This window comes from Companilactobacillus mindensis DSM 14500 (genome assembly GCF_001434275.1).
Lineage (GTDB): Bacteria > Bacillota > Bacilli > Lactobacillales > Lactobacillaceae > Companilactobacillus > Companilactobacillus mindensis.
This window is the reverse complement of the sequence record NZ_AZEZ01000092.1, coordinates 457-21,490: the sequence shown is the minus strand read 5'-3', so window position 1 is coordinate 21,490 and position 21,034 is coordinate 457. Positions and strand designations below refer to the sequence as shown.

General features: G+C 37.6%; 18 protein-coding genes. 7 read left to right on the top strand and 11 right to left on the bottom strand.

Annotation, left to right across the window (positions count from 1 at the left end; genetic code table 11):
* Positions 1–53 precede the first annotated feature (53 nt).
* The 4 genes from FD29_RS08445 to FD29_RS08430 all read right to left on the bottom strand — a co-directional run bounded on the left by FD29_RS08445 (position 54) and on the right by FD29_RS08430 (position 5,122).
* Entirely contained in the window at positions 54–731 is a 678-nt protein-coding gene (locus FD29_RS08445) for an adaptor protein MecA (protein WP_057888503.1), read from the bottom strand.
* Positions 732–860: 129 nt separating this feature from the next.
* Positions 861–3,494: a BspA family leucine-rich repeat surface protein gene (locus tag FD29_RS08440; protein WP_057888502.1), complete on the bottom strand. Its 2,634-nt coding sequence runs from the start codon at positions 3,492–3,494 to the stop codon at positions 861–863.
* 245 nt (positions 3,495–3,739) lie between these two features.
* Complete coding sequence (gene spxA / locus FD29_RS08435) at positions 3,740–4,138, bottom strand: transcriptional regulator SpxA (protein ID WP_057888501.1); 399 nt, start codon at positions 4,136–4,138, stop codon at positions 3,740–3,742.
* Positions 4,139–4,396: 258 nt separating this feature from the next.
* A complete protein-coding gene (locus tag FD29_RS08430; RefSeq protein WP_057888500.1) occupies positions 4,397–5,122 on the bottom strand; it encodes an MBL fold metallo-hydrolase in 726 nt (241 codons plus the stop codon).
* Positions 5,123–5,166: 44 nt separating this feature from the next.
* On the opposite strand from FD29_RS08430, the gene FD29_RS08425 reads away from it, so the two are divergent.
* Positions 5,167–5,619, top strand: a complete 453-nt coding sequence (locus FD29_RS08425) for a hypothetical protein (protein ID WP_057888499.1) — start codon at positions 5,167–5,169, stop codon at positions 5,617–5,619.
* On the opposite strand, the gene FD29_RS08420 is transcribed toward FD29_RS08425, so the two are convergent.
* Entirely contained in the window at positions 5,609–7,609 is a 2,001-nt protein-coding gene (locus FD29_RS08420) for an ABC transporter permease (RefSeq protein ID WP_057888498.1), read from the bottom strand. The genes FD29_RS08425 and FD29_RS08420 overlap by 11 nt on opposite strands.
* The gene (locus tag FD29_RS08415; RefSeq protein WP_083477823.1) at positions 7,590–8,360 is read right to left on the bottom strand and encodes an ABC transporter ATP-binding protein; all 771 of its coding nucleotides are present in this window, start codon (positions 8,358–8,360) and stop codon (positions 7,590–7,592) included. Before FD29_RS08415 ends, FD29_RS08420 begins: the two co-directional genes overlap by 20 nt.
* 78 nt (positions 8,361–8,438) lie before the next feature.
* On the opposite strand from FD29_RS08415, the gene FD29_RS08410 reads away from it, so the two are divergent.
* Together FD29_RS08410 and FD29_RS08405 are read left to right on the top strand one after the other, a co-directional pair.
* The gene (locus FD29_RS08410; protein WP_057888496.1) at positions 8,439–9,113 is read left to right on the top strand and encodes a response regulator transcription factor; all 675 of its coding nucleotides are present in this window, start codon (positions 8,439–8,441) and stop codon (positions 9,111–9,113) included.
* A gap of 11 nt (positions 9,114–9,124) precedes the next feature.
* Complete coding sequence (locus tag FD29_RS08405; protein ID WP_057888495.1) at positions 9,125–10,117, top strand: sensor histidine kinase; 993 nt, start codon at positions 9,125–9,127, stop codon at positions 10,115–10,117.
* Between the two features lie 60 nt (positions 10,118–10,177).
* Here FD29_RS08405 and relB read toward each other — a convergent pair whose 3' ends face one another.
* The 3 genes from relB to FD29_RS08390 all read right to left on the bottom strand — a co-directional run bounded on the left by relB (position 10,178) and on the right by FD29_RS08390 (position 13,221).
* Positions 10,178–10,408: a type II toxin-antitoxin system RelB family antitoxin gene (gene relB, locus FD29_RS08400; RefSeq protein WP_057888494.1), complete on the bottom strand. Its 231-nt coding sequence runs from the start codon at positions 10,406–10,408 to the stop codon at positions 10,178–10,180.
* 351 nt (positions 10,409–10,759) lie between these two features.
* Positions 10,760–12,802, bottom strand: coding sequence for a heavy metal translocating P-type ATPase (locus tag FD29_RS08395; protein ID WP_057888493.1), 2,043 nt, complete (start codon positions 12,800–12,802; stop codon positions 10,760–10,762).
* The gene (locus FD29_RS08390) at positions 12,799–13,221 is read right to left on the bottom strand and encodes a CopY/TcrY family copper transport repressor (protein WP_057888492.1); all 423 of its coding nucleotides are present in this window, start codon (positions 13,219–13,221) and stop codon (positions 12,799–12,801) included. Before FD29_RS08390 ends, FD29_RS08395 begins: the two co-directional genes overlap by 4 nt.
* Before the next feature lie 165 nt (positions 13,222–13,386).
* On the opposite strand from FD29_RS08390, the gene FD29_RS08385 reads away from it, so the two are divergent.
* Together FD29_RS08385 and FD29_RS08380 are read left to right on the top strand one after the other, a co-directional pair.
* Entirely contained in the window at positions 13,387–13,779 is a 393-nt protein-coding gene (locus tag FD29_RS08385) for a hypothetical protein (protein WP_057888491.1), read from the top strand.
* A 39-nt stretch (positions 13,780–13,818) separates the two neighbouring features.
* Positions 13,819–14,436 carry a hypothetical protein gene (locus tag FD29_RS08380; protein ID WP_057888490.1) on the top strand — a complete coding sequence of 206 codons (618 nt, stop codon included), beginning with the start codon at positions 13,819–13,821 and terminating at the stop codon, positions 14,434–14,436.
* Between the two features lie 215 nt (positions 14,437–14,651).
* Here the strand turns inward: FD29_RS08380 and nrdJ are convergent, their stop codons facing one another.
* Both nrdJ and FD29_RS08370 read right to left on the bottom strand, forming a co-directional pair.
* The gene (nrdJ, locus tag FD29_RS08375; protein ID WP_057888489.1) at positions 14,652–16,892 is read right to left on the bottom strand and encodes a ribonucleoside-triphosphate reductase, adenosylcobalamin-dependent; all 2,241 of its coding nucleotides are present in this window, start codon (positions 16,890–16,892) and stop codon (positions 14,652–14,654) included.
* A 449-nt stretch (positions 16,893–17,341) separates the two neighbouring features.
* The gene (locus tag FD29_RS08370) at positions 17,342–17,638 is read right to left on the bottom strand and encodes a hypothetical protein (protein WP_057888488.1); all 297 of its coding nucleotides are present in this window, start codon (positions 17,636–17,638) and stop codon (positions 17,342–17,344) included.
* Positions 17,639–18,030: 392 nt separating this feature from the next.
* Between FD29_RS08370 and FD29_RS08365 the strand changes: the two genes are divergently transcribed.
* Both FD29_RS08365 and FD29_RS08360 read left to right on the top strand, forming a co-directional pair.
* Positions 18,031–19,401 carry a glycosyltransferase family 39 protein gene (locus FD29_RS08365; RefSeq protein WP_235804289.1) on the top strand — a complete coding sequence of 457 codons (1,371 nt, stop codon included), beginning with the start codon at positions 18,031–18,033 and terminating at the stop codon, positions 19,399–19,401.
* Between the two features lie 211 nt (positions 19,402–19,612).
* Complete coding sequence (locus FD29_RS08360) at positions 19,613–20,554, top strand: peptidoglycan recognition protein family protein (protein ID WP_083477822.1); 942 nt, start codon at positions 19,613–19,615, stop codon at positions 20,552–20,554.
* Positions 20,555–21,034: the final 480 nt, after the last annotated feature.

The following is a 21,034-nucleotide window of genomic DNA, read 5'->3' as shown; positions in this document are numbered from 1 at the left end:
CTCACCTCCAACTAAAAATACGCAAAAAAAAGACCAACCCAAAGGTTGATCAATTATTTTCCAAAATAATATCTTGTTAATTCCAATGCCGTCTTAGTCATGATCTGTTTACCATATTCTGATAAAACAGCTGCCGTAACTTTAGTCTTAAAACTATATTCACTAAGCAGTGCTTGAACATCACTGTAAGACATTTCGTGCATCTCATCTGTGAACAAAATGAGTTGTAAATAATACTTATCATTGTATTCCCAAAGATTCGAGATGCCACTTTCTAAGTGTAACAAATTAGCCAATTGGACATAATCTTCAAAGTCTTTAAATTCAACAATAATTGTCTTCGTAGGTGTATCTGGATCATTCAAATATGGTGCTGTATCGCTATCATATTCGGCAGTTCCAATCTTAGATTCATCCAAATTATTATTTTCATCATCGTTACCGACTGAATTTTGTAGCCCATTTAATGGCAATGAACCTGTACCCTCAGAATCATCACTCTTACTGATCAGTAATTCCAAACCTTGTTTGTTTGGCATTATTTGGAAAGTAACAGGTTCATTATTCGTAAAGACATGATCCTTATCAACTTCATCCAAAATACTATAGAAGAACGATTCAATCTGTTTCTTATTGCCAAGCAAATCCAAAACAGTAACCCCTCGCTCTTGTAAATCTTCTGTACTAAGAATGACTCTGATTGTATTCTCATTAAGTCGATCCATTTCCATCATAGTCACCTCAATTCTGTATCTACATTTTAACAGTCTCAAAAACTATTTCAACTATCTCATATCGATATTTAAAGTCATTCAAATAATATACTAGACGTGGCAAAAGTAGTCAAAAATAACGACTTTTTAAACGCTGTTTGTCATCGTCCACTTGAGAGTCGTGGAATAGTGGCCACTTGTTGCAAATTTATCATTATTCATATTCAGCAATAATCCATGATCATCATCCCAAGATAAGGTATTAGACCCATTGGCTATATCTCCTGAATAAATTGTTGTATCGGTTGCAGACAAAATTTGTTCTTGATTGTCATTGCCTTTAAAAATCAAAACGTCATTCAAAGTTTTTGAGCTATCTGACGAATCGGTTAACGGCTGATTCATTGAAACTGTAATTGTAGACGGTATTGGAGTAGTTGGATAATTCTTGTTGATGACCGTGATGTCAAAGTTATTTTTACGTTTAACCAATCCCGAAACATTCGTCGTCGTTCCAAAATCCACATCAGGGACTGTCAAACTCATATCAATTTTATACTGTTGCTGCCAAACATACGTCGTCACTGGGTTACCAGTAACTGAAAATTTATCCATAATTTCATCGGCAGAGATCAAATCACCGACTGGATTATGGTCAGTTCCACCACTACTTGCGGCGACTTCTTGCCACTTATCACTGATAGCCTTATAAGTTTGATCTGATGAATCATCTGAAATAACTGTTCCTGCAACTGGATCTAGTAACCTAGCATTCATCGGATTGGTACCCCCTTTTAGATTGGTCAGCACCGATTTGGGGCCCAAAGTGATTTTCCAAAGCTTTTTATCTCCACCGAACATATATTGAACGTCAGTCGCATTCGTCGTATCAAAATTTGATATATCCAGTCTCTCCAAACTATCCATTGAATTAAAAATGGCATAAAAACTCGTGACTTGTGAAGTATCCCACTTATTGATATCTAATGTCTTCATCGATGATGTTTTGAAAAACATCCCATTCATATCCGTTGCCTTAGAAACGTTCCAATTTGCTAAAGGCAAACTAGTAAATCCTGAAGCATTATAAAAAGTTTGATAAAAACTAGTTACATTGGAGACATCCCAATTTTCTACTGGTACAGTCTTAGCGACGGTCATACCTGCAAAAGTATTCTTCATGCTCGTTACGCTGGAAACGTCCCAATTTTTAATGAAATCATAATTGGTCCCTTTGGCAGAAGCAAAAGTGGAATTTAACGTTTCAACTTTGGAAGTATCCCAGTTAGCAACATTAGAACCACTTGCATCATCAAAAGTTGAACTACTGAACATATTACTCATATTAATTACTTGACTAGTATCAAGCGAGCCGATAAATTTTTTTAATTTAGAAGTTCCACTAAACGCATATGACATATCAGTAACATTTGAAGTATCAGCTTTTGAGAAATCTATCTCGGTAAAACCTGTACTAGCAAACATCCAACTTATTGAAGTTACTCTATTAGTTATTAAGGTTTGATAACCCTTTAAATTGTCTTCATTTAATAATTTATCTAAATTAAACATTTTAGTAAGCCAAACCAAGCTCTTAGTATTCCAATTGGACAAATCTAATGATTCCAAGTTTACGCAATTTTCAAACATTGAAGTCATATTCGTAACGTTAGAAACATCCCAATTTTCAACCACAGATAAACTGCTATCCTTTACGCCTGAAAACATCGATTGCATGTCGGTTACGTTGCTAACATCCCAATCAGCAATGTTTTTGACTTGATCAATATTTTCATCGGATGCAAACATCGAAGTCATAGTCGTGACACTTTTTAGATTCCATTTGCTCAAATCAAGACTCGAAAATTTACAGTTTTGAAATAGACTCGACATAGTCGTGACATTCGAAACATCCCAATCCTTAATGTCATCTGGATTAGTTTTAGTAAAGTCAGTTCCATTAAAGGTGCCACTCAAAGTCGTTACCTTGCTAGTATCAAAGTCGTTTAAACCAATTATTTTCCCTGATACATTAACAAACATCTGTCCCATATTGGTTAAATTCGAAGTATCAAAGTTAGAGACATCCAGTTGCTCCAATGAACTACAATATTCAAACATCTCTCTAGCGTTCTTTAAATTCGCAGTATTAAAATTAGTCAAATCCAAGCTAGTTAATGCCGTATTCGATTTGAACATATCTTCTGTCGTCTCGCACTTAGAAGTATCCCACTTATCCAGTCCAATTATTTGCGTCAATTTGCGATCTTCCTCAAAAAATGATGATAGAACTCTAACTTTAGAAACATCCAAATTAGTTACATCAATCGTTACAACATTAGGGAGATTCGAAAAAACTCCATTACTTTCCTTTGCTGAAAAATATTCAGAATACGGCGCCACTCCTGGTTCAACATAGACGCTGGTAATCGAATCAGCATATGGACTCCAATTACCCTGTCCATAATTCAAAACCCCAGCATGGATAGTCAATTTGCCATTACTGTCAATATCCCAATCGGCTGTTCCATCAGTCCCACTGTGCGTGATTGAAGAATTTGACACTGCTAAAGGCATGATTGTATTAGAGTTGGCAGTCAAACTACTTTTCATAGTATTAACTGCGTTTTGATTCAGCATCTGTTGAGCATCATCGACTATTTCTGCTTTGACGGTTGTCGTCTTTAATGATGCGAGCACGTTGACCGTAAAAATCAGACTTAGGATCAAACAGATTAATTTTTTATTCTTACTACTCGGGCCACTTCTAGTAGATGTCATATGTAAGCCTCTTCAAAGAAATATTATGAAAAAAATTATAATATATAATTCCAATATGCTTATTTCTATTTAGATAAAAATATTTTAAAAAAAGTGAACCATTGATCAAGCAATTTTCACTTACTATACAAAATCACTAAATATGCCTATTAAGCGACAAAAAGTACCTACCGTCCTAAAAAACGATAGATACTTTCCTGTATACAAAAAAAGACCACTTTCGTGAGAAAGTGATCTGGTAAATTTTATAAGCCAGCCATTAATTGAGCCTTTTGAAGTTCCATAGTTCTGACACTTCTTGGCAAGAATCTTCTGATTTCGTCTTCGTTGAAGCCAACTTGAAGACGTTTGTCATCCATGATAATAGGACGTTTTAACAAGCCTGGGTTTGTTTGAACCAAATCTAGCAATTGATCGATTGTCAAATCATCAAGATCAACTTTAAGATTTTGGAATGCCTTTGAACGAGTAGAGATAATTTCCTCTGTACCGTTTTCAGTCATTTGAAGTACTTGTTTGATTTCTTGCTTATTTAAAGGTTCTGAGTAAATGTTTCTTTCTTTGTAAGGAATGTCATGATCTTCGAGCCAAGCCTTGGCCTTACGACATGATGTGCAACTTGGAGATGTATAAATGGTTACCATATATAATCTCTCCTTTCCTGTGTAGTATCAAACTCTTTAAACACATTAGTATTGTAACTTACTATAAATATAAAATCCATAGTTTTTCAATAAAAAGTTACGAATACTTGTTCTACTTTTGATAAATTGTGAAAACATGTACCCAATAAATAGCCACCTATGTAATTTTTTCACAAATTGCATAAATATTAGTTTATTTATTGTATTAGTTATAATTAATGCTATTTTTATTGTAAATAAATGGTTGGCCCACTCTATTTACACGTTGATCTCAAGTCCTTGGAAAGCATGAACGACTGGAATATCGCCGGCATACTTTTGTGATTGACTTAACATAGTTTCAGCATCGACTGTCTGTGGCAAATGACTGATCATTAATCGTTTGACATTAGCATCCTTAGCTAAAGTCCCGGCTTCCTTAGTATTTAAGTGAGCCTTTCTGCCAGTTACATCTTCGGGGAAATTAGTATCAGCAATCAATAGATCAGCATCTTTAGCAAAATCGACTAAACCATCAAAGTAAGTTGTATCAGCAGTATAGACGATAACTTTGCCATTTTTGTCCGTGATCCGCATTGCATAAGCTGGAACTGGGTGAACGGTACGTAAGAATTCAAACTTCATTCCATCGATTTCACTAGGTTCGTAGTCATTGTAGGCAATACCCTTAGTTGCATTATCAACTGACAATTGCGCAAAGTTGACAAAATCCTGAGTATGACCATAAATAGGAAGTAGTTTTTCTTTCTTAGCTGCAAGCCATTCATACTGTAAAACACCAATATCTGCTGTATGATCGTGGTGATAGTGAGATAATATAACTGCATCCAAATCAGTTGGGTTCATGTAGTTAGCCAAGGCATTCAAAACGCCACTTCCACAATCTACCAACATCTTCTTACCATCATTTTGCAACAGATAACCGGACGTTCCAATTCCGTTGTGTGGATAACCACCATAAAAACCTAAAACTGTAACTAACATAGAAAACCTCCAAAAATTTTTAAGTTGAAAGGATTTCAATAATTATGAACATAACATTAAAGCTAGGCACATATCTTTTTTTAAAGGACCAGCAAACATCTGCTGATACCTTATTAAAACCCTTATTTCATGCTAATGCGGACCATCTTTTAATAAAAAATTTGTCGACATTTGCACAATATCGCAGTATTACAGGTATCTACGAGCCTAAAAACACCTTTTATTCTTTAACTTATTTAAAACTAAACGCTGATCAAGCTAAATTATTCGAAGATAAATTGTTCAGTACTCGTTCATACTCTTTTAATTCTAACGCAACTGCTGTTCTGCAAAAAAGGGAAAGTCCACGAGAATATTTAATTATTAAAACTTTCCCTGAAGTAACCCAAATTAAAGCTTGGCAAAAACTATTGCAAGAAGAGATTCAACAACAGATCCAAGGAACAACTGAAGAAGACTTCGGTTTCTTCTCAAAGGCTTATTCGGTCATAGACTAAATTTCTGCTTAACGCCTCGCCAAGAGATTTTGAAACTGATTAGTCCAAACAAACCGTAAAGGATCACGTAGCCGCCGTAGATCAGAATGATATTTTTGGATATGTGATGCCCAAAATCAAACATTGCAATGGCCGCATAAGCTTGTAAGGATGCAAAGACGATCGGTATCAAGAAGGTCAAGGTATTTTCTCTTCTGATGATGCCTTTGATTTCACTTTCTTCCACGCCGATTTTTTGCAGCGTTCGTAATTGCCGTGATTGATAGTCGTCTCTTAAAAGAATCCGCAAGGTTAAAACACTGCCTAAAGCTACTAAAAGAGCCACACTGAACAAAGCTACAATAAAGAGGTAAAAACCTCCACCCTGCTTCAAACGTTTTTTAATACTGCCTTGACGCAAGAACCCTGACTGAGTATAGATTGCCGCTTCATACTTGTTGGGTTCTTTTTTCATGACTTCAATATTAGATTTCTCCAGTGAAGACTTGAAATTGACCTTCATATAGTAAGCGTCACGATAGCTATTCAATTTCTGCAACTGCTTGCGACTCAAGCGGTCACCTTTTTTAAAGTCCCAACCATAGAACGTATCGGTCACTTCAGCGGGCATCTTTTGATAATACTTATCTGGTACGATCATCATCGGTCCAAAGTGCATCGAACTTCCGTATGGGAAAGAATAGCCCCACTTGGCAGTTTGGATCATCGGCGCATTTTTTACTTCAATATCATGCTCATTAGTATGGTTACTGTACATGAGTGATGAATTATAGTCGATCTTCAAAAATTGATGCGAATTAATTTTGCTATTTCCCTTGCGCATCCGTTTTGGCAAAGATTTGTACGCTGAATAAGACATAAATGTCATCGGTTGCCGAGTGTAAGTCTGATTCGACTTGCTATAATAAGAAACTAAATTGATCTTAACTTCTGTTTTATAGCTGCCTTTTACTTTAGCTTTATTCTTATGCAATTCATCACGAATGACCTTAACGGTATCTTTATTGGCCGCCAATTCAAACGGATATGCACTGTTATAGTTTTGGTGCACCGCTTGGTAGCCGAAGTAACAAAACGTCAACAGTGCTAAAGCTAACGCTGATAATTCGGTTACGAACCATAAAATCGAAATATTTTGAAATAACCGTTCTTTCATGTATTTGAACGAAAAAATATTGACGCCCGAATAAGCCACCGAATGGATTCGTTCCATGATATCTAAAATCGAAGGCAAAAATCCATAATAAACCAAATAGGTCCCGACAATATCATCCATCATAATGTAGAAAATTTCAGCCAACGGTTTACCCGAATACGAAATCATTCGCATATCTTTAAAAAGATAAGCCGTACATATCTGTGCCGACAATAACAAAATAATTCCAAATGCTCCGGCTGGAATTCTAAGCCACCAACGAGTCTTAACTAATGGCTTAGTTTTCTTCTTTTGCAAGATCCGCATTGTCTTGATGGCGTTGATCAAACTCAATATCAACGTTGAAACCGCAAAAACTTCTAACAGTATGTATAGATTATCCCAGCCAAGATACATCTCAAAATTGAAACGAACTTGCATCAAGAAGAATAATAGCATCCCCATGAATTTCTGAAAGATCAGCAACAAGCTCAAACCAATGATCCAGGCCACAGCTTGAACGATAGCGGTTTGAAAGAAACTCAATGTGACGATGATCCAACGCTGCATGCCTAATTTTTCAAAGGTCAAAAATTCATTGCGCTGCTGTTTGATAAAGAACCCATCAACATAGGCCATATATATAAAGGCAAAGAAGGCAAACAGGCCACTCATGATCGACGAAATATCGTAAATAAAGTTATCCCACCAATGCAAAGCCAAGTGCACCGAGGGATTGTCTCCCATGGAAAGCAAGATTCCAAAAATACCAATAGCAAAACTACAAGCCAAAATATAGATCACATAGCTGTCCCGCATATTGGAAAGACTGCGTTTAATAATTTTGCGATACATTGAAATAGTCACCCCCACCAATAGTCCGTTGCATGTTGATGATCTGTTCAAAGAACTTGTCTCGATTGCCCGGATTGACGATTTCTGAGAAGACTACGCCATCTTTGATGAAGATGACCCGACTGCAATAGCTAGCCGTAAAAGCATCGTGAGTGGCCATCAGAATAGTCGTCTGTTCCTTTTTGTTGATCATCTGCATATAATTGAGCAAGATCGTCGCCGACTTAGAATCCAAACTGCCAGTTGGTTCGTCAGCAAATAAGATTTCTGGACGATTGATCATTGCTCTAGCAGCAGCGACGATTTGGCGTTGTCCCAAAGACAATTCATCGATAGCTCGGGCTGATAAGTTTTCAATGTTCAACAGCTGCATCATGTAATTGAAGCGTTCCTCAATCAATTTTTTATTGGACCGGTTCAAAGCTAATGGCAAAATAACATTTTCTTTAACATTCAAGGAATCTAGCAATTCAAAGCTTTGGTAAATAAAGCCCATCTTGTTGCGACGATATTTAGCCTGGTCACGGTCATGTAGCTGTGTCAAATCCAAGCCGTCGATAATTATTTGACCGTGGTCAGGCCGGTCGTTAGTCGAGATCATATTCAAAAGCGTTGTTTTTCCTGCTCCCGATGGACCCATGATTCCTAAAAATTCGCCATGTTCCACTTCGAGACTGATGTCTTTGATGGCATGGACCGCCGTTTTATTTTTTCCAAAATCTTTCGAAATATTCTTTACAGCAATTTGCACAGTAATTTCTCCATAATTAATTAATTATTGTTATCATATTGTATAGTGTCTTTATTCTAGCACGGAGGGAATTTTATCATGACTAAAATTATGATTATTGAGGACGATTTATCAATCTCCAAATTGATCAGTGAAAATCTTGAAAAGTGGCAAATGAATTCTTACATTACTAAAGATTTCAATAACATCATCGAACAGTTCAACGACTACCAACCTGACTTAGTCTTACTTGATATCAACTTGCCTGTTTATGATGGTTATTATTGGAACCAAGAGATCCGCAAAATTTCTAAAACGCCGATCATTATTATTTCTTCACGTAATTCTAATATGGATCAGATCATGTCGATGAACATGGGGGCTGACGATTTTGTCGAAAAACCCTTCTCAATCGATATTTTGATTGCTAAAATCAATGCTTTATTGCGCCGAACTTATGATTTCACTAAGAGTACCAGTGACGTAATCGAACACAACGGTTTGAAGCTAAATCTTTCCAGCGGTACGGTTGAGATCGACGACAACAAGATCGACCTTTCCAAAAATGAATATAAATTGCTGCAACGCTTACTCAAAGACCAAGGCAAGATCGTCACTCGCGAACAATTACTCAATTTCATGTGGGATGACGAACGTTTCGTCGATGACAATACTTTGACTGTCAATATCAACCGTTTGCGTGGCAAGATCGAGAAATTTGGTCTCAAGAATTATATTGTAACCAAAGTCGGCCAAGGATACATTATTCCTTAATGAGGTAAATTATGACATTCTTAAAATATTTACGAGACCACATATATTCGATTTTAATCGTGCTCTTCGGGATGACTTTCGTAGAATTGGTACTCTTCTTGGACCCTCGCGTCAATTTTCACATGGGAACGTTGATCTACACTTGGATCTTAGCAATGATCTTTTTGATCGTTAATCTGATTGTTTCTTACACCCACCAAAAAAATTGGTACCATCAACTCGAAAACTATCAAGAAGATCTCTCCAAGGAACTCTTCGGTGCCCGCAACAATGAACAACGATTCATTCAAGAAAAGATCAATAATATATCCTTAGAATACCGCAATGAGTTGACTGAATTATATCAAAATCAAAAAGATCAGCGCGAATACACTGAATCTTGGGTCCATGATATCAAAGTTCCTTTAGCCGCCTTAAAACTATCACAAGATGATGATCTAGACCCTTACTTAATTGCTGAAGAATTGGATCAGATTGACTATTTAGTTGACCAAGCGCTCTACTTTGCCCGTCTGAACAATTTCTCCAACGATTATCTGATCCAAGAACAAGACCTCAACGACATCGTCAAAGCTTGCATCCGAACTAATAAGCGTCTGTTCATCAGCAAACGGATCGGTATCAGCCTTGATGTGACTGATAAAAAAGTTTTGACTGACGAAAAATGGCTCAGTTTCATTATCAATCAAATCATTTCTAATAGTTTGAAATACACCGACCAAGGTGGCAAGATCGATATCTTCACTACAACGGCCGATAACAATATTGAATTGCACATCAAAGACAATGGTATCGGTATTTCTAATCAAGATATCAGTCGAATATTCAACAAAGGCTTCACCGGTACTAATGGCCGCAAGTCTGGCAGCAAATCTACCGGTATGGGCTTGTATTTGGTCAAGAAGATGTCTGACAAATTAGGCCATGTCGTCAACGTCAAGTCCAAACCAGATCAAGGAACGGAAACTATCATCACCTTCCTAGATCTACCATATTATAAGTAAAACAATACCCGTAAGCTTAAAAGCTTACGGGTATTTATCTTTTATCATCATCGCGTTTACTTAATAGCAATAGTTGTTCAACTCTTTTCGCATTTCATCCAATGAGACATCTTGCGGATTGCATTTAAATTCACGCTCTGCCTTCTCACAAAGCCGGTCATCAATTTCGTCTTCAATTCGATCCATAACTGCTGAATGTAGAAAAGACGAGACACTCATGTGCTTTGATTTGGCATAATTTCTGATGAGTTTTTCATCGTGGTCGCTCACATAAATTGAAATCGTTGTCATTGCTCGTCGCCTACCTTATTTAGCTACATTTTATTCTGTTAAGGAATAATTATCAATAGTTAGGCCCTTCACAATATCAAATTATATAAATATTATTCTATAATTTGATTATTTTTTATTTATAATAAAATTCAAAATTCATATATTCCTTATCTACCATGTGATAGACCAACTGATTAAAAAAACATTGACAAATAAACGTTTTATTTAGTCGTACAAAAAAGGCCACCCAGTTTTCCTAGATGACCCATGTATTTAAATAATTAGATATGACCAAAGTTAAGAAAGGACTGATGCTTGATTTTTCGTTCTTTCAAGTCAAAATATACTAAATTGTATTTCTAATTTTTACTACATTTTCAACGTCAAAGCATTCAAAGCTACAACGACTGTTGAAAGTGACATCACAATAGCTCCGACAGCAGGACTGAGAATAAAACCAATTCCAGCTAAGATACCAGCAGCTAATGGAATGGCAATGATATTGTATCCAGCACCCCACCAGAGGTTTTCAACGGTCTTTTTATAAGTATTGTGCGATAACTTCAAGAACTTGATAATATCTTCAGGATCACTGTTGTAGAGCACTACGTCAGCTGAATCGATAGCTACATCAGTTCCGGCACCAATAGCAACACCAATAGTAGCTGCAGCTAAACTTGGTGCATCGTTGATCCCATCACCGACCATCAAAACATGGTGGCCTTCTAATTCAAGTTGTTTGATGACTTCATGCTTATCTTCTGGCAACAATTCAGCCCGATATTCATCGATACCCATCTGTTTAGCCATAATGGCTGCGGCTTCCTTGTTATCACCAGTCAACATGATCGGCGTGATATTTCTAGCTTTCAATTCTTTGATAAATTCAATCGTATTGGCCTTGATCCGGTCACCTAGAGCAATGAATCCTAATACCTTTTTATCAACGACTAAATAACTTATCGTATTGCCTTGATCTAGATATGTCTGTATCTGTTGTTTATCAAGTGAAATTTTGTGCTCATTCAAATATTTCATATTAACTAAATAATATGTTTTATCGGCTTGGGTAGCACTCATTCCGTAGCCCTTGATAGCTTGAATATTTTCCATTGCTTCAGGAGCCACTTTTTGGTCCTTAGCATATGAAACAATACTGCTGGCGATTGGGTGACTGGAACCATTTTCGATGCCAGCAACAATAGCTAATAATTTTTTACTGTCAAACGCTTTGTCAGTGCTCTTTAATCCATTGACAGTGAACTTGCCTTCAGTCAACGTACCTGTTTTATCCATGGCAATGTAGTCGATCTTGCGGCTGTTTTCCATAGCTTGGTTGTCACGGATGATCAAGCCATTCGTCGCCGCAATTGAGGTGCTACGTGACATAACAAGTGGAATTGCCAAACCTAAAGCATGGGGACAAGCGATTACCAAAACGGTGACCAATCTATTCAAAGCCGTATTCATGTCACCAAAGATCAACCAGTAAATAAAGGCAATGATTCCAACCGTCATAGCAGCGTAGAACAACCAACCCGAAACACGGTCAGCTAGCATTTGAGTTTTGGAACGATTATTTTGGGCATCGGAAACTAACTTACTGATCTGTGACAAATAGCCTTCATCAGTAGTCTTATCGACTTGAACTCTGATAGTTCCTTCACCATTGATCGAACCACCAACGACTTTGTCGCCCAAAGTTTTTTTAACTGATTTTGATTCACCAGTGATCAATGATTCGTTGATATAGCTTTCGCCACTAATGACATGTCCATCAAGCGGTACTGATTCACCAGCACGTACCTCAACTACATCATTTTGTTTGACCATGGAAATATCATGATCCATTAATTTGTTATCGTGAACCATGTGGACTTTATTAGGAACGAGTGAAGCAATCTTTTGCAAAGCATTGCCGGCACTCATCGTCGATTTCATTTCGATCCAGTGACCTAAAAGCATAATGACAATCAAGGATGCCAATTCCCAGAAGAAGTCCATGATGTGATTGTTGGAGTGCAACAGATCATTCATGACAAAGGCGTAGAGACTATATACATAAGCGACGCTGATACCCATTGTGATCAAAGTCATCATGGCCGGTTTTCTCTCAGCTAATTCACCGCGGGCTCCAGTCAGAAATGGTCTCCCACCGTAGAAATAAAGTGCCGTAGACAAAATTAAAACAATCCAATCAGAACCAGGAAATTGAAACTGGAATGGCAAATGCAAACCCATGAATGGCGAAAGAATGAAGACTGGAATCGCCATAACTAAAGAGATCCAAAACTTCTGCTTCAAGTCCCCCATATCCATCATGTGACCACCGTGCATCATCATGTCATGTCCACTCGACATATTCATTTTCATATCATCGTGGTTCATATTTTTCATATCCATATCTTTCATTTCAAATCGGCCTCCAAACAGTTACAGTCAACCATCTCTGGTGCGGTCAATTGCTTTTTAGTTAATGTAGCAATCATTTGCGAAATATCGCTTTGAGAAATCTCGGAATTCTCGATCAAATCATTGATTGCTTGACCCTTTTTCATACAACAGAGATCATCGAACAAGTTGTTGACGCTTTGGTGAATCGCTTGGTCTTCGGCAATCAGTGGCTGATAAATATAGGGACGTGTGGCTTCGTCCGCTTTTAAGAAATGTTTCTTCTGCAACCGAATGATCAGCGTTTTAATCGTGGCAGCTTTCCAATCGGTCTTTTTAACTAAAATATCAATAACTTGTTTGCTAGTAGCTTCGCCCAAAGTCCAAATAATTCTCATCACTTGCCATTCAGCTTTACTCATTGTTTCTACTTCAGTCATGGTAGTTCCTCCTTCTCAGTTTACAACTGTAATCTTCTATTCGAATATAGTTTACGTCTGTAAACTTGATATGTAAAGTATAATATTTGCGAAATTATTATAATCTTTACAGAAACTAAATATTCAAGTGTTATATTTTTATCAAAATGCTTGGGAGACTTATTAATGTCACGTACTAAAAATAATTTTATTAGAGATTTTTTAGGTCCACTGGGAATGATATTTTTTCCTTTCTTGGTGCTTTTCATTTTCTTGGTGCTCCCCGAAATCGTTGCTACCAATCAAACCAAGCATCAGACTCAATGGCTTCTGAATACTCACCAAGCCTACAAGTTGGGTTACGATGCTTTCAGCGTAAAGTATCTAAAACAACATCCTACCCTCAAATTGACTGATGTTTCTGACAATCAAGGCAGTTACGACAACTGGGAGTATCATTTAGGACAAACCGCTAATGACCAAAAATTAGGACTCATTATTATCAAAAAATACCCTGGCGTACCTTATTCAAAAATCACTATTCACAGTATCCGAGTTTGGCATAATCATCCTTTATAATTATGATATTCTGTGATTGTTATTTAAGGAGAGGATATTATGATTCCACCATTTGTTACAGCACTTATTTTGATTTATTTTATTTACGATCAATTCGAATTCAGTTCGATCAGTCGAATCAGTTTTTGGATAATCCCAATTTTGACCATGTATCAATTTTTCAATACCGTCAAATGGTCAAAAGTTAATCTAGTGATCATCCTAATCCTAATTTTATTTGCTATCGCCGTTGGTTATTATCAAGCCGATCACACTAAAATCAGATTGGAAGAAACTTCGAGCACCTTTTTCCGTGATCAAAACGGTCAAGAAGTTCCCATCTATCGAAAAGTTGTTACTGCCCAAGGTGGCCGCCATTATTTGTACGGTTGGTTGATCATCTTAATAGTTCAAATCCTACTGGAAGTTGTTTACTTGCACGAAAAATTTATACCGCTGAAAATTTGGGATGTCTTCGTCGAAGAAGTCATTGCCGATATTTTTAGTTTCACTCGTTTCGTCGGCAGTGAGCACACTAGCTGGATCATCTGGGCTTTGATTTCTTTCACCAGTTTCAGTTATACCTTGTGGATTGCCCAAATGTCACCGATTGCCCGCCGTAAATTATTCAAACAGGATAAATTCGTTCGTGTGGCTGAAGAAGATAAGCGTAAATAACTCATAAAAAAGAAGAGACTGTGACACAACTATGTTTTTCATTAAATATGCAGCATAAACGTGCAACAGAACTCAACTTCTTCCACATAATAGCAAAAGCCTCAATATTCATAATGCGAATATTGAGGCTTTTCAATTATTGCTCGGAAGTTAACCGAGTTCTGTCATACTCTGAAACAAACTACACAAACCGGTTTGCTCCGCTTTCTAGTTTATTATCTAATTGGACATGCACCACTGGCACAGTCGGATTGATCGACTAATTCGATATCTTTCTTATCGTGGTTATCATTTTGCTTGGCGAATACGGCGGCAACATTTTCGTTGACCTCTGATTCACGTTCTTGATAAACCTTTTTGTCGATTGGTTCCTTAGGTGCTTGTTTAAAGTCGGCTCCACTGTATGGTAGAAGTGAAGTTGATTTAGTAATGTGTCTGTATTGATACATCAACGGTGCAATTTGATCAGCTTCCTTAGGTTGGAAAGTGATCGTACAACTGACCGCATTATCTGACCAGTATGTTTGTAAGAAGGCTTGCGTAGCAAATTGTTCAGCGATTGAAACTGAACCAGCTGAGGCAAAGTTAGGATTGTCAGCGTTAGCAGCCTTTACAGGGAACTCAACGCACATCGTGTGCTTTGTATAAACGTCTGGTTCGATCTTGTAGCCACAAGCTTTCAAAGCAGGCAACAGTGGATCAGAATCTTGGAATCTGATTCTTTGGATCAAATAACCGGCATAGTGGAAGTGCATCCCTTCAGAAACCCCAGCTAATTTAGCTACAGTACCTGATGGTTTAACAGTTGTATGCTTGATTGAAGGCTTGCAACCAAGAGCCTTAGAGTACTCCTTGTCAGCTTTTACAACGGCGTGATAAAGGTTATCAAATTCCTTAACTACACGCTGATCGTAGATAGGTTTTTGAATAGTCTCGCCGGTCTCTTTATCTGTGGTAGGTTCAAAGCCAGTTACTACACGGTTTCCAAAAGTCGTCAAGATCCAGTCTTGAATTCCTGACATGGAAACTCCAATACGACGGTTCTTTTGAATAACATCACGCGAAACTTCCCAGTCATAATTACTGAAAGTAACTCGTTTTGTATAACGGGCAGCCAAACTAAAGGCTTCTTCCAAAGTCCAGCCTTGATCAGTGGCAATCAATGGGAAGACTTCAAACAAGTTACATGGTTCACCGTTACTCAAAGAAATTTCCCCACAAGGGTTAGTTCCTTCAACGCCATCGTCGATACCAGGTTGATATCCATCGATGCCACGGCCATAATTGCGTGATAGTTCCAAATTAACAATACCAGGTTCACCATTGTGAGTGATCGAATCAGCAATCGGTGCATAACGGTTGAACTCTGAATCGACAGCTACACTATTATTTGAAGCCCAACGGTGGTGGTAAAGTTTCTTTTGATCTTGCTTCATAGTGATAAAGTCATCATCAGTTGAACCGCCCAAAGCCAATTCAGCTGAACGACGAACGTTACCAGCAACGACAGTTTTACCGATCAAGTTACCCATATCAGTACAGTCGACAGAAGTTAGTTTACGACCAACGGCGTTATTCAAAACTTCGTTGATATCAAAGAACATTTCGATCAAAGGAACAGGACCAGAAGCAGTACCACCAAAGCCCTTGATTTTTTCACCCTTGGCACGGATGGCAGTGATATCAAGAACAACATCTTGGAAACCACTGTTAGTATCGTTGAAGTGAGTGTCGATCATTTCGGCATTACCAACGACCCAGCCTTCACGTGTATCTGGGATTTCATAGTGACGAGTCTTAGTTAAATCATTTTGAGTCAACCATTCGTCACGGTCGATAGCTCCAGCAGCGATGGAATCTTTATATGATGCACTTTCTTTGCCGATCAAAACGGTTAAGTTTACTTTGTTGTCGACAACTGGCATCAACTTCATATTGCTTGGCACAACGGAGAAACCAACCCCGCCACCCTTCATTAATTGATCAAACATGAAGGAAAATGGCATTGAAACAGCTAATTGATCTTTTTGAAGATAGTCTGGCAAAATGTGACTGTCTCCGTATTTTTGTGGTCTAACGGCGATAAACCAACAATTGTTCAAAGCATCACCATTGCGATGTTGATATTCAGTTCCCGAGATCCACAAGTTACGTCCTGAAGGAGTTGCTGCTAATCCGTAGATCAACTTGTACAATGATTGAGCTTCTTTAACTAATCCGGCATATTGATCATCAGTCAAAGTTTCACTCTTCAAACGAGGGTCCAGATTGATGTTTCCTTCAACCACTCGTTTGACCGTCTCAGACCAGTTTTCAGTCCGGCCTAATTCTGGGATCCAGCGAGCATAAGTCCGTTTATATGTGACCCAGCCTAATTCACCCCAGTGAGGTTTAATTGTTTTTTTAACTTCATCTACAAAGTCATTTGATAAAATGATTTTATTAATAACGTCCATTAATAATCACTCCACACTTTTTAAATAACACAGTATATAGTACCCTCAAATAAAAATAATAACAATATCTAGTGTTCAACTATTACTATTGACATTTGAAAATGATATTTGCGTATTGTCGTTTAGGCAATTCAAAATTAAAAAAATATTCAATTTGTCTGGACTTGAATTTGGCTGATCCAAGTCGCTAATTTTAAAGCCGCAAATACTATTCTAATATCGCATCTGGAAAGTTAGCAATGATTATTTTAATTTAAATTTGCATGTGAAATTCAAGTAGTTAGCTCGAAATTTTGGGCTTGACACGAACATATGGTTGTCATATCAGTTGTTTTATCGATAAATTTATTTACCTTATAAATCAACTATTCCGAATAACCTTTTTAATTCAGCAAAAAAGTTCTTCCAATTCACAAACCGAATTAGAAGAACTTTTAAATCAGACTTAGTTAAGCCTGTGGATTATAAACCTGATTCCCTGAAGACTTGTATTGCGACAAAAGATTGATGCCATGATCTTTGCGATATCGATTCCAGTCCATGTTTCTGACCCAAAGCTTCGTATCCTTATCCCCAATATCAGACACCAAAACTTTGGAGTGGCTGAATGGATAAACAACGATCAATAACGCTGAAAGGAACACTCCTTCTTTGAAGAATAGCAATCCTATGATCATGAAAAGTACGATGATATCCAGTTTGGTGATTCTCCGATAATATGATCTGGTCGTATCTAATGTTTGCATCTTAAAGTCCCCTTTTTGATGAATATCTTTATACACCATCACTATAAAACCAAAAATCCATTTTGAATCACGATTATAAAATTCGTAAACAATTGTTTGAGATTCCTTATAAAATTAATTTCTTGATTAATTTAAATAATATCAGCGTTTAATTTATTATTCATATATTCATCCTTAATATCTACAACTTGTCTCTTGGTTTTGTCCGTATTTAATTACAAAAAATATTATGATACTATGAAGTCTAGTGTTTCCCTATTAAATTATGGAAACCAATTTTTAATTAAATCATCAGTAGTATAAAGGGGAAAATTATCGATAAACTGCAATCTTTTATAAGTAAAGCTATTTTAGTTTGCGTTGCTATTTTCACCACCGCAGCGTTTTTATTAATGCTCTTGTATTATTACAATAACATTCTCTTTCAAAGTCCACTTTGCAACACGATTCTTCTATTAATATTCTTAGCTTTTGTTACGCTCATGGGAATCGTCTTGACGCGGATCCGAACTGACAGTCAAAAAATCAATTGGATCGTCTTGGGGACGATGATCGGATTGTTTATGATTGTTGCTACGGTCTGGATTTTGAACGTTCCTAACAATCAGATCAGTGACTTTGGGAATTTCTGGACTCGTGTACCAGGATTTTTAGTCGGCGACAAATTATACGAAACTGACAATGATTACTTTTCCAAATATGCTTATCAAACTGGCTTCATGATTTACGTTACTAGCGTAGTGCGCATCTTTGGCTACAAGATCTTTGCCATTCAATTCTTAAACGTGATTTATCAAGGTTTGATTTTACTTTTCACTTATCTTTTAGTTATGAAAATTTTCAACAACGTTAAAATTGCCCGCCTATCAGTTTTCTTGTTGCTCATCGATCTCGATTGGTTTGCACTCAACAGTCAGGCCAGCAACCAGTACTTAGGCTCATTATTATACCTGATAACCTTCTATCTTTTAATGAGTAACAAATTAAGCCACTATATCCTAGCAGGAATAACTTTGACAGCTGGCTGTTTGATTCGACCTATTGGACCAGTTATTATCGCTGGTATCGTTGTTTTTGCGCTCTGCTACGTCTTATTAAAGGACTTGGATTATCACCGGGCTTTGAAGATCTTGTTGTCACTGGCCATTTACTTTGTGCTCTTCAGTCTCGCTGGCTGGGGTATCAAAGCATCGGGAATGAATGCTTATGGCCTTTCAAACAATGACCCTGAGTGGAAATTTGTCACTGGTCTCAATTACAAGGCTAGTGGAACATATTCACCTGACATGGACAAATTGATTGATGCTACTAAGACTCGTGCTCAGATGCGTCCGGTCGAAACCAAACGCCTTCACGAGGAGATCAACCATCTCAACCGTACTCACAGCTGGCTCAAGTTGTTCATTGATAAAACGCAAGTTCTCTGGTCTTCACGAACTATGGCGACTGACTTCACCAGTTACGGCTTGAATCATTCGGCCAAAACCGTGGCAATCATCAACTTTTTAGCCTATGTTGGTTCAATCTTTTTGATCGTCTTTTCTTGGATCGGTTCGTTGCATTTGTTCAAAACGAAATTCAATAATAACTTCTATTTACTGATCCTGCCACTGATGGCCTTTGCGGTCGTGCAGCTGATCATCGAAGTTCAAGGACGCTATCGCATCGAATTTTTGCCAGTTATCGCTATGATGGCTGGATTGGGACTTTATAAAGTTTTGGAATTTTTCAAGGGAAAACAGAGATTGAAACAAGCTGGGTAACTTATTTCAATCAGAAAATAGGACAAAACATATTCAATTTTGAAACATTAACGTAAAGTCACCTTTGATTCCTATATTTGGAATCAAAGGTGACTTTTTCATATTCGAATTAATAAAATCCTATAACTTTTTCCTTACCTTCATAAATATTCTTATGTCATTAAACTGTCACTCAACTGACGGTCCTCCGTAAAATCATTGGTCTATACACATGGTATATTTAACCAATAATATTAAGGGGGAATCTATTATCAAAAAGAAAAATATCTTTGCATTAGTATCTTTAATAATTTTAACGACTATTTCCAGCTTACAGACACAAACTGTCAAAGCTGATTCACAGATCAATAACTACATCATTCAAAATAAATTTCAACCAGCTTCGATCGAATATCACGCTGGGACTTTCAATGTTTGGCAAGGATATCGCAACGGAGTCGGCAAACCAGAAGGTGTCATCGTTCACGAAACAGCTACACCCAACGTCAATGCTGCTCAATTCGTCAAAAGTTTCGACAACAATTGGCCCAGACTTCAAACCTATGTCCACGCCTTTGTCGATGATCAACGTGCCATCAACATTCACAGCACTGACTACTTAGTTTGGGGTGCCGGTCCTTCAGCCAATTCTCGTTATATTCAAGTCGAATTATGCCGCGTAAATAACCGTGATGCCTTCGCCCGTTCACTGGCAAATGATGCCAACTATGTAGCCAGAAAACTGATCCAATACAACTTGCCTGACATTCCACACAAGACCGTCTTATCCCACAAAGAGACTTGGCCAATGTTTTGGGAAACTAACCACCAAGATCCCGACAGTTACTTTGCCGCTTGGGGTTATGACATGAACCAGTTCCACGCACTGATCTCAATGTATTACAACAACTTAAAAAACAGTGGCAACGTCTACGGTACAAAACCAACTCCAGCTCCACAACCTAACAACGACCACGTGATCACCGTCAACAATCCGAAGGCTACATACGTTCCTTTAGTAACTTTTAAAGCTGACGGTACACTTGAACAAGTCGGAAACCGAGCTCTAGCGAATAATACCCCTTGGTTCACCGATCAAAGCAAGACCGTCAATGGCGTTGTTTATCATCGTGTAGCAACTAATGAATGGGTCGCTGAAACTTACAAGGTATAGAGAGTGAAACAAGCTGGGTAACTCGTTTCAATCGAAATAAGTTAACTAGATTTACCATATACATTTATTAAGGCAAAACAGGTCATCCAAAAGAATGGATGGCCTATTTCAATGCAGTCCTTAATGTTATCAATACAAAAGTAAATAAAAAGTTCATTAGTCTGGAATGAAATTTCGATAGATGCTCAGCCGTGGCAGTCTCTTAGCTGGCGGCTCTTTGCCAGGTTAGAGAACAGACAAGCTTAGAGACAATTTGAACTGTAATTGGCTCTAAGTTGCTCTCACAGCGTTCCAGCATCTACCGAAATTTCATGGGAGACGAGAATAAAGAATACCCCCGCCGTCAACTACCATGGACTAAAGTCCATGGCTTGTAAGTAATAAACACACTAACTGTTTATTAGTCACAATTTGCATAGATATAGCACTGCATACCATCCGAAGATGCTATGTCTTACACGCTAATTACCAATGCCTTTC

Coding starts and splice junctions, on each gene's coding strand:
- FD29_RS08440 (WP_057888502.1), bottom strand. CDS start 3,494: ATGACATCTACTAGAAGTGGCCCGAGTAGTAAGAATAAAAAATTAATC.
- FD29_RS08380 (WP_057888490.1), top strand. CDS start 13,819: ATGATTCCACCATTTGTTACAGCACTTATTTTGATTTATTTTATTTAC.
- FD29_RS08395 (WP_057888493.1), bottom strand. CDS start 12,802: ATGAAAGATATGGATATGAAAAATATGAACCACGATGATATGAAAATG.
- spxA (WP_057888501.1), bottom strand. CDS start 4,138: ATGGTAACCATTTATACATCTCCAAGTTGCACATCATGTCGTAAGGCC.
- FD29_RS08425 (WP_057888499.1), top strand. CDS start 5,167: ATGAACATAACATTAAAGCTAGGCACATATCTTTTTTTAAAGGACCAG.
- nrdJ (WP_057888489.1), bottom strand. CDS start 16,892: ATGGACGTTATTAATAAAATCATTTTATCAAATGACTTTGTAGATGAA.
- FD29_RS08370 (WP_057888488.1), bottom strand. CDS start 17,638: ATGCAAACATTAGATACGACCAGATCATATTATCGGAGAATCACCAAA.
- FD29_RS08430 (WP_057888500.1), bottom strand. CDS start 5,122: ATGTTAGTTACAGTTTTAGGTTTTTATGGTGGTTATCCACACAACGGA.
- FD29_RS08365 (WP_235804289.1), top strand. CDS start 18,031: ATGCTCTTGTATTATTACAATAACATTCTCTTTCAAAGTCCACTTTGC.
- FD29_RS08390 (WP_057888492.1), bottom strand. CDS start 13,221: ATGACTGAAGTAGAAACAATGAGTAAAGCTGAATGGCAAGTGATGAGA.
- FD29_RS08360 (WP_083477822.1), top strand. CDS start 19,613: ATGGTATATTTAACCAATAATATTAAGGGGGAATCTATTATCAAAAAG.
- relB (WP_057888494.1), bottom strand. CDS start 10,408: ATGACAACGATTTCAATTTATGTGAGCGACCACGATGAAAAACTCATC.
- FD29_RS08385 (WP_057888491.1), top strand. CDS start 13,387: ATGTCACGTACTAAAAATAATTTTATTAGAGATTTTTTAGGTCCACTG.
- FD29_RS08445 (WP_057888503.1), bottom strand. CDS start 731: ATGGAAATGGATCGACTTAATGAGAATACAATCAGAGTCATTCTTAGT.
- FD29_RS08405 (WP_057888495.1), top strand. CDS start 9,125: ATGACATTCTTAAAATATTTACGAGACCACATATATTCGATTTTAATC.
- FD29_RS08420 (WP_057888498.1), bottom strand. CDS start 7,609: ATGTATCGCAAAATTATTAAACGCAGTCTTTCCAATATGCGGGACAGC.
- FD29_RS08410 (WP_057888496.1), top strand. CDS start 8,439: ATGACTAAAATTATGATTATTGAGGACGATTTATCAATCTCCAAATTG.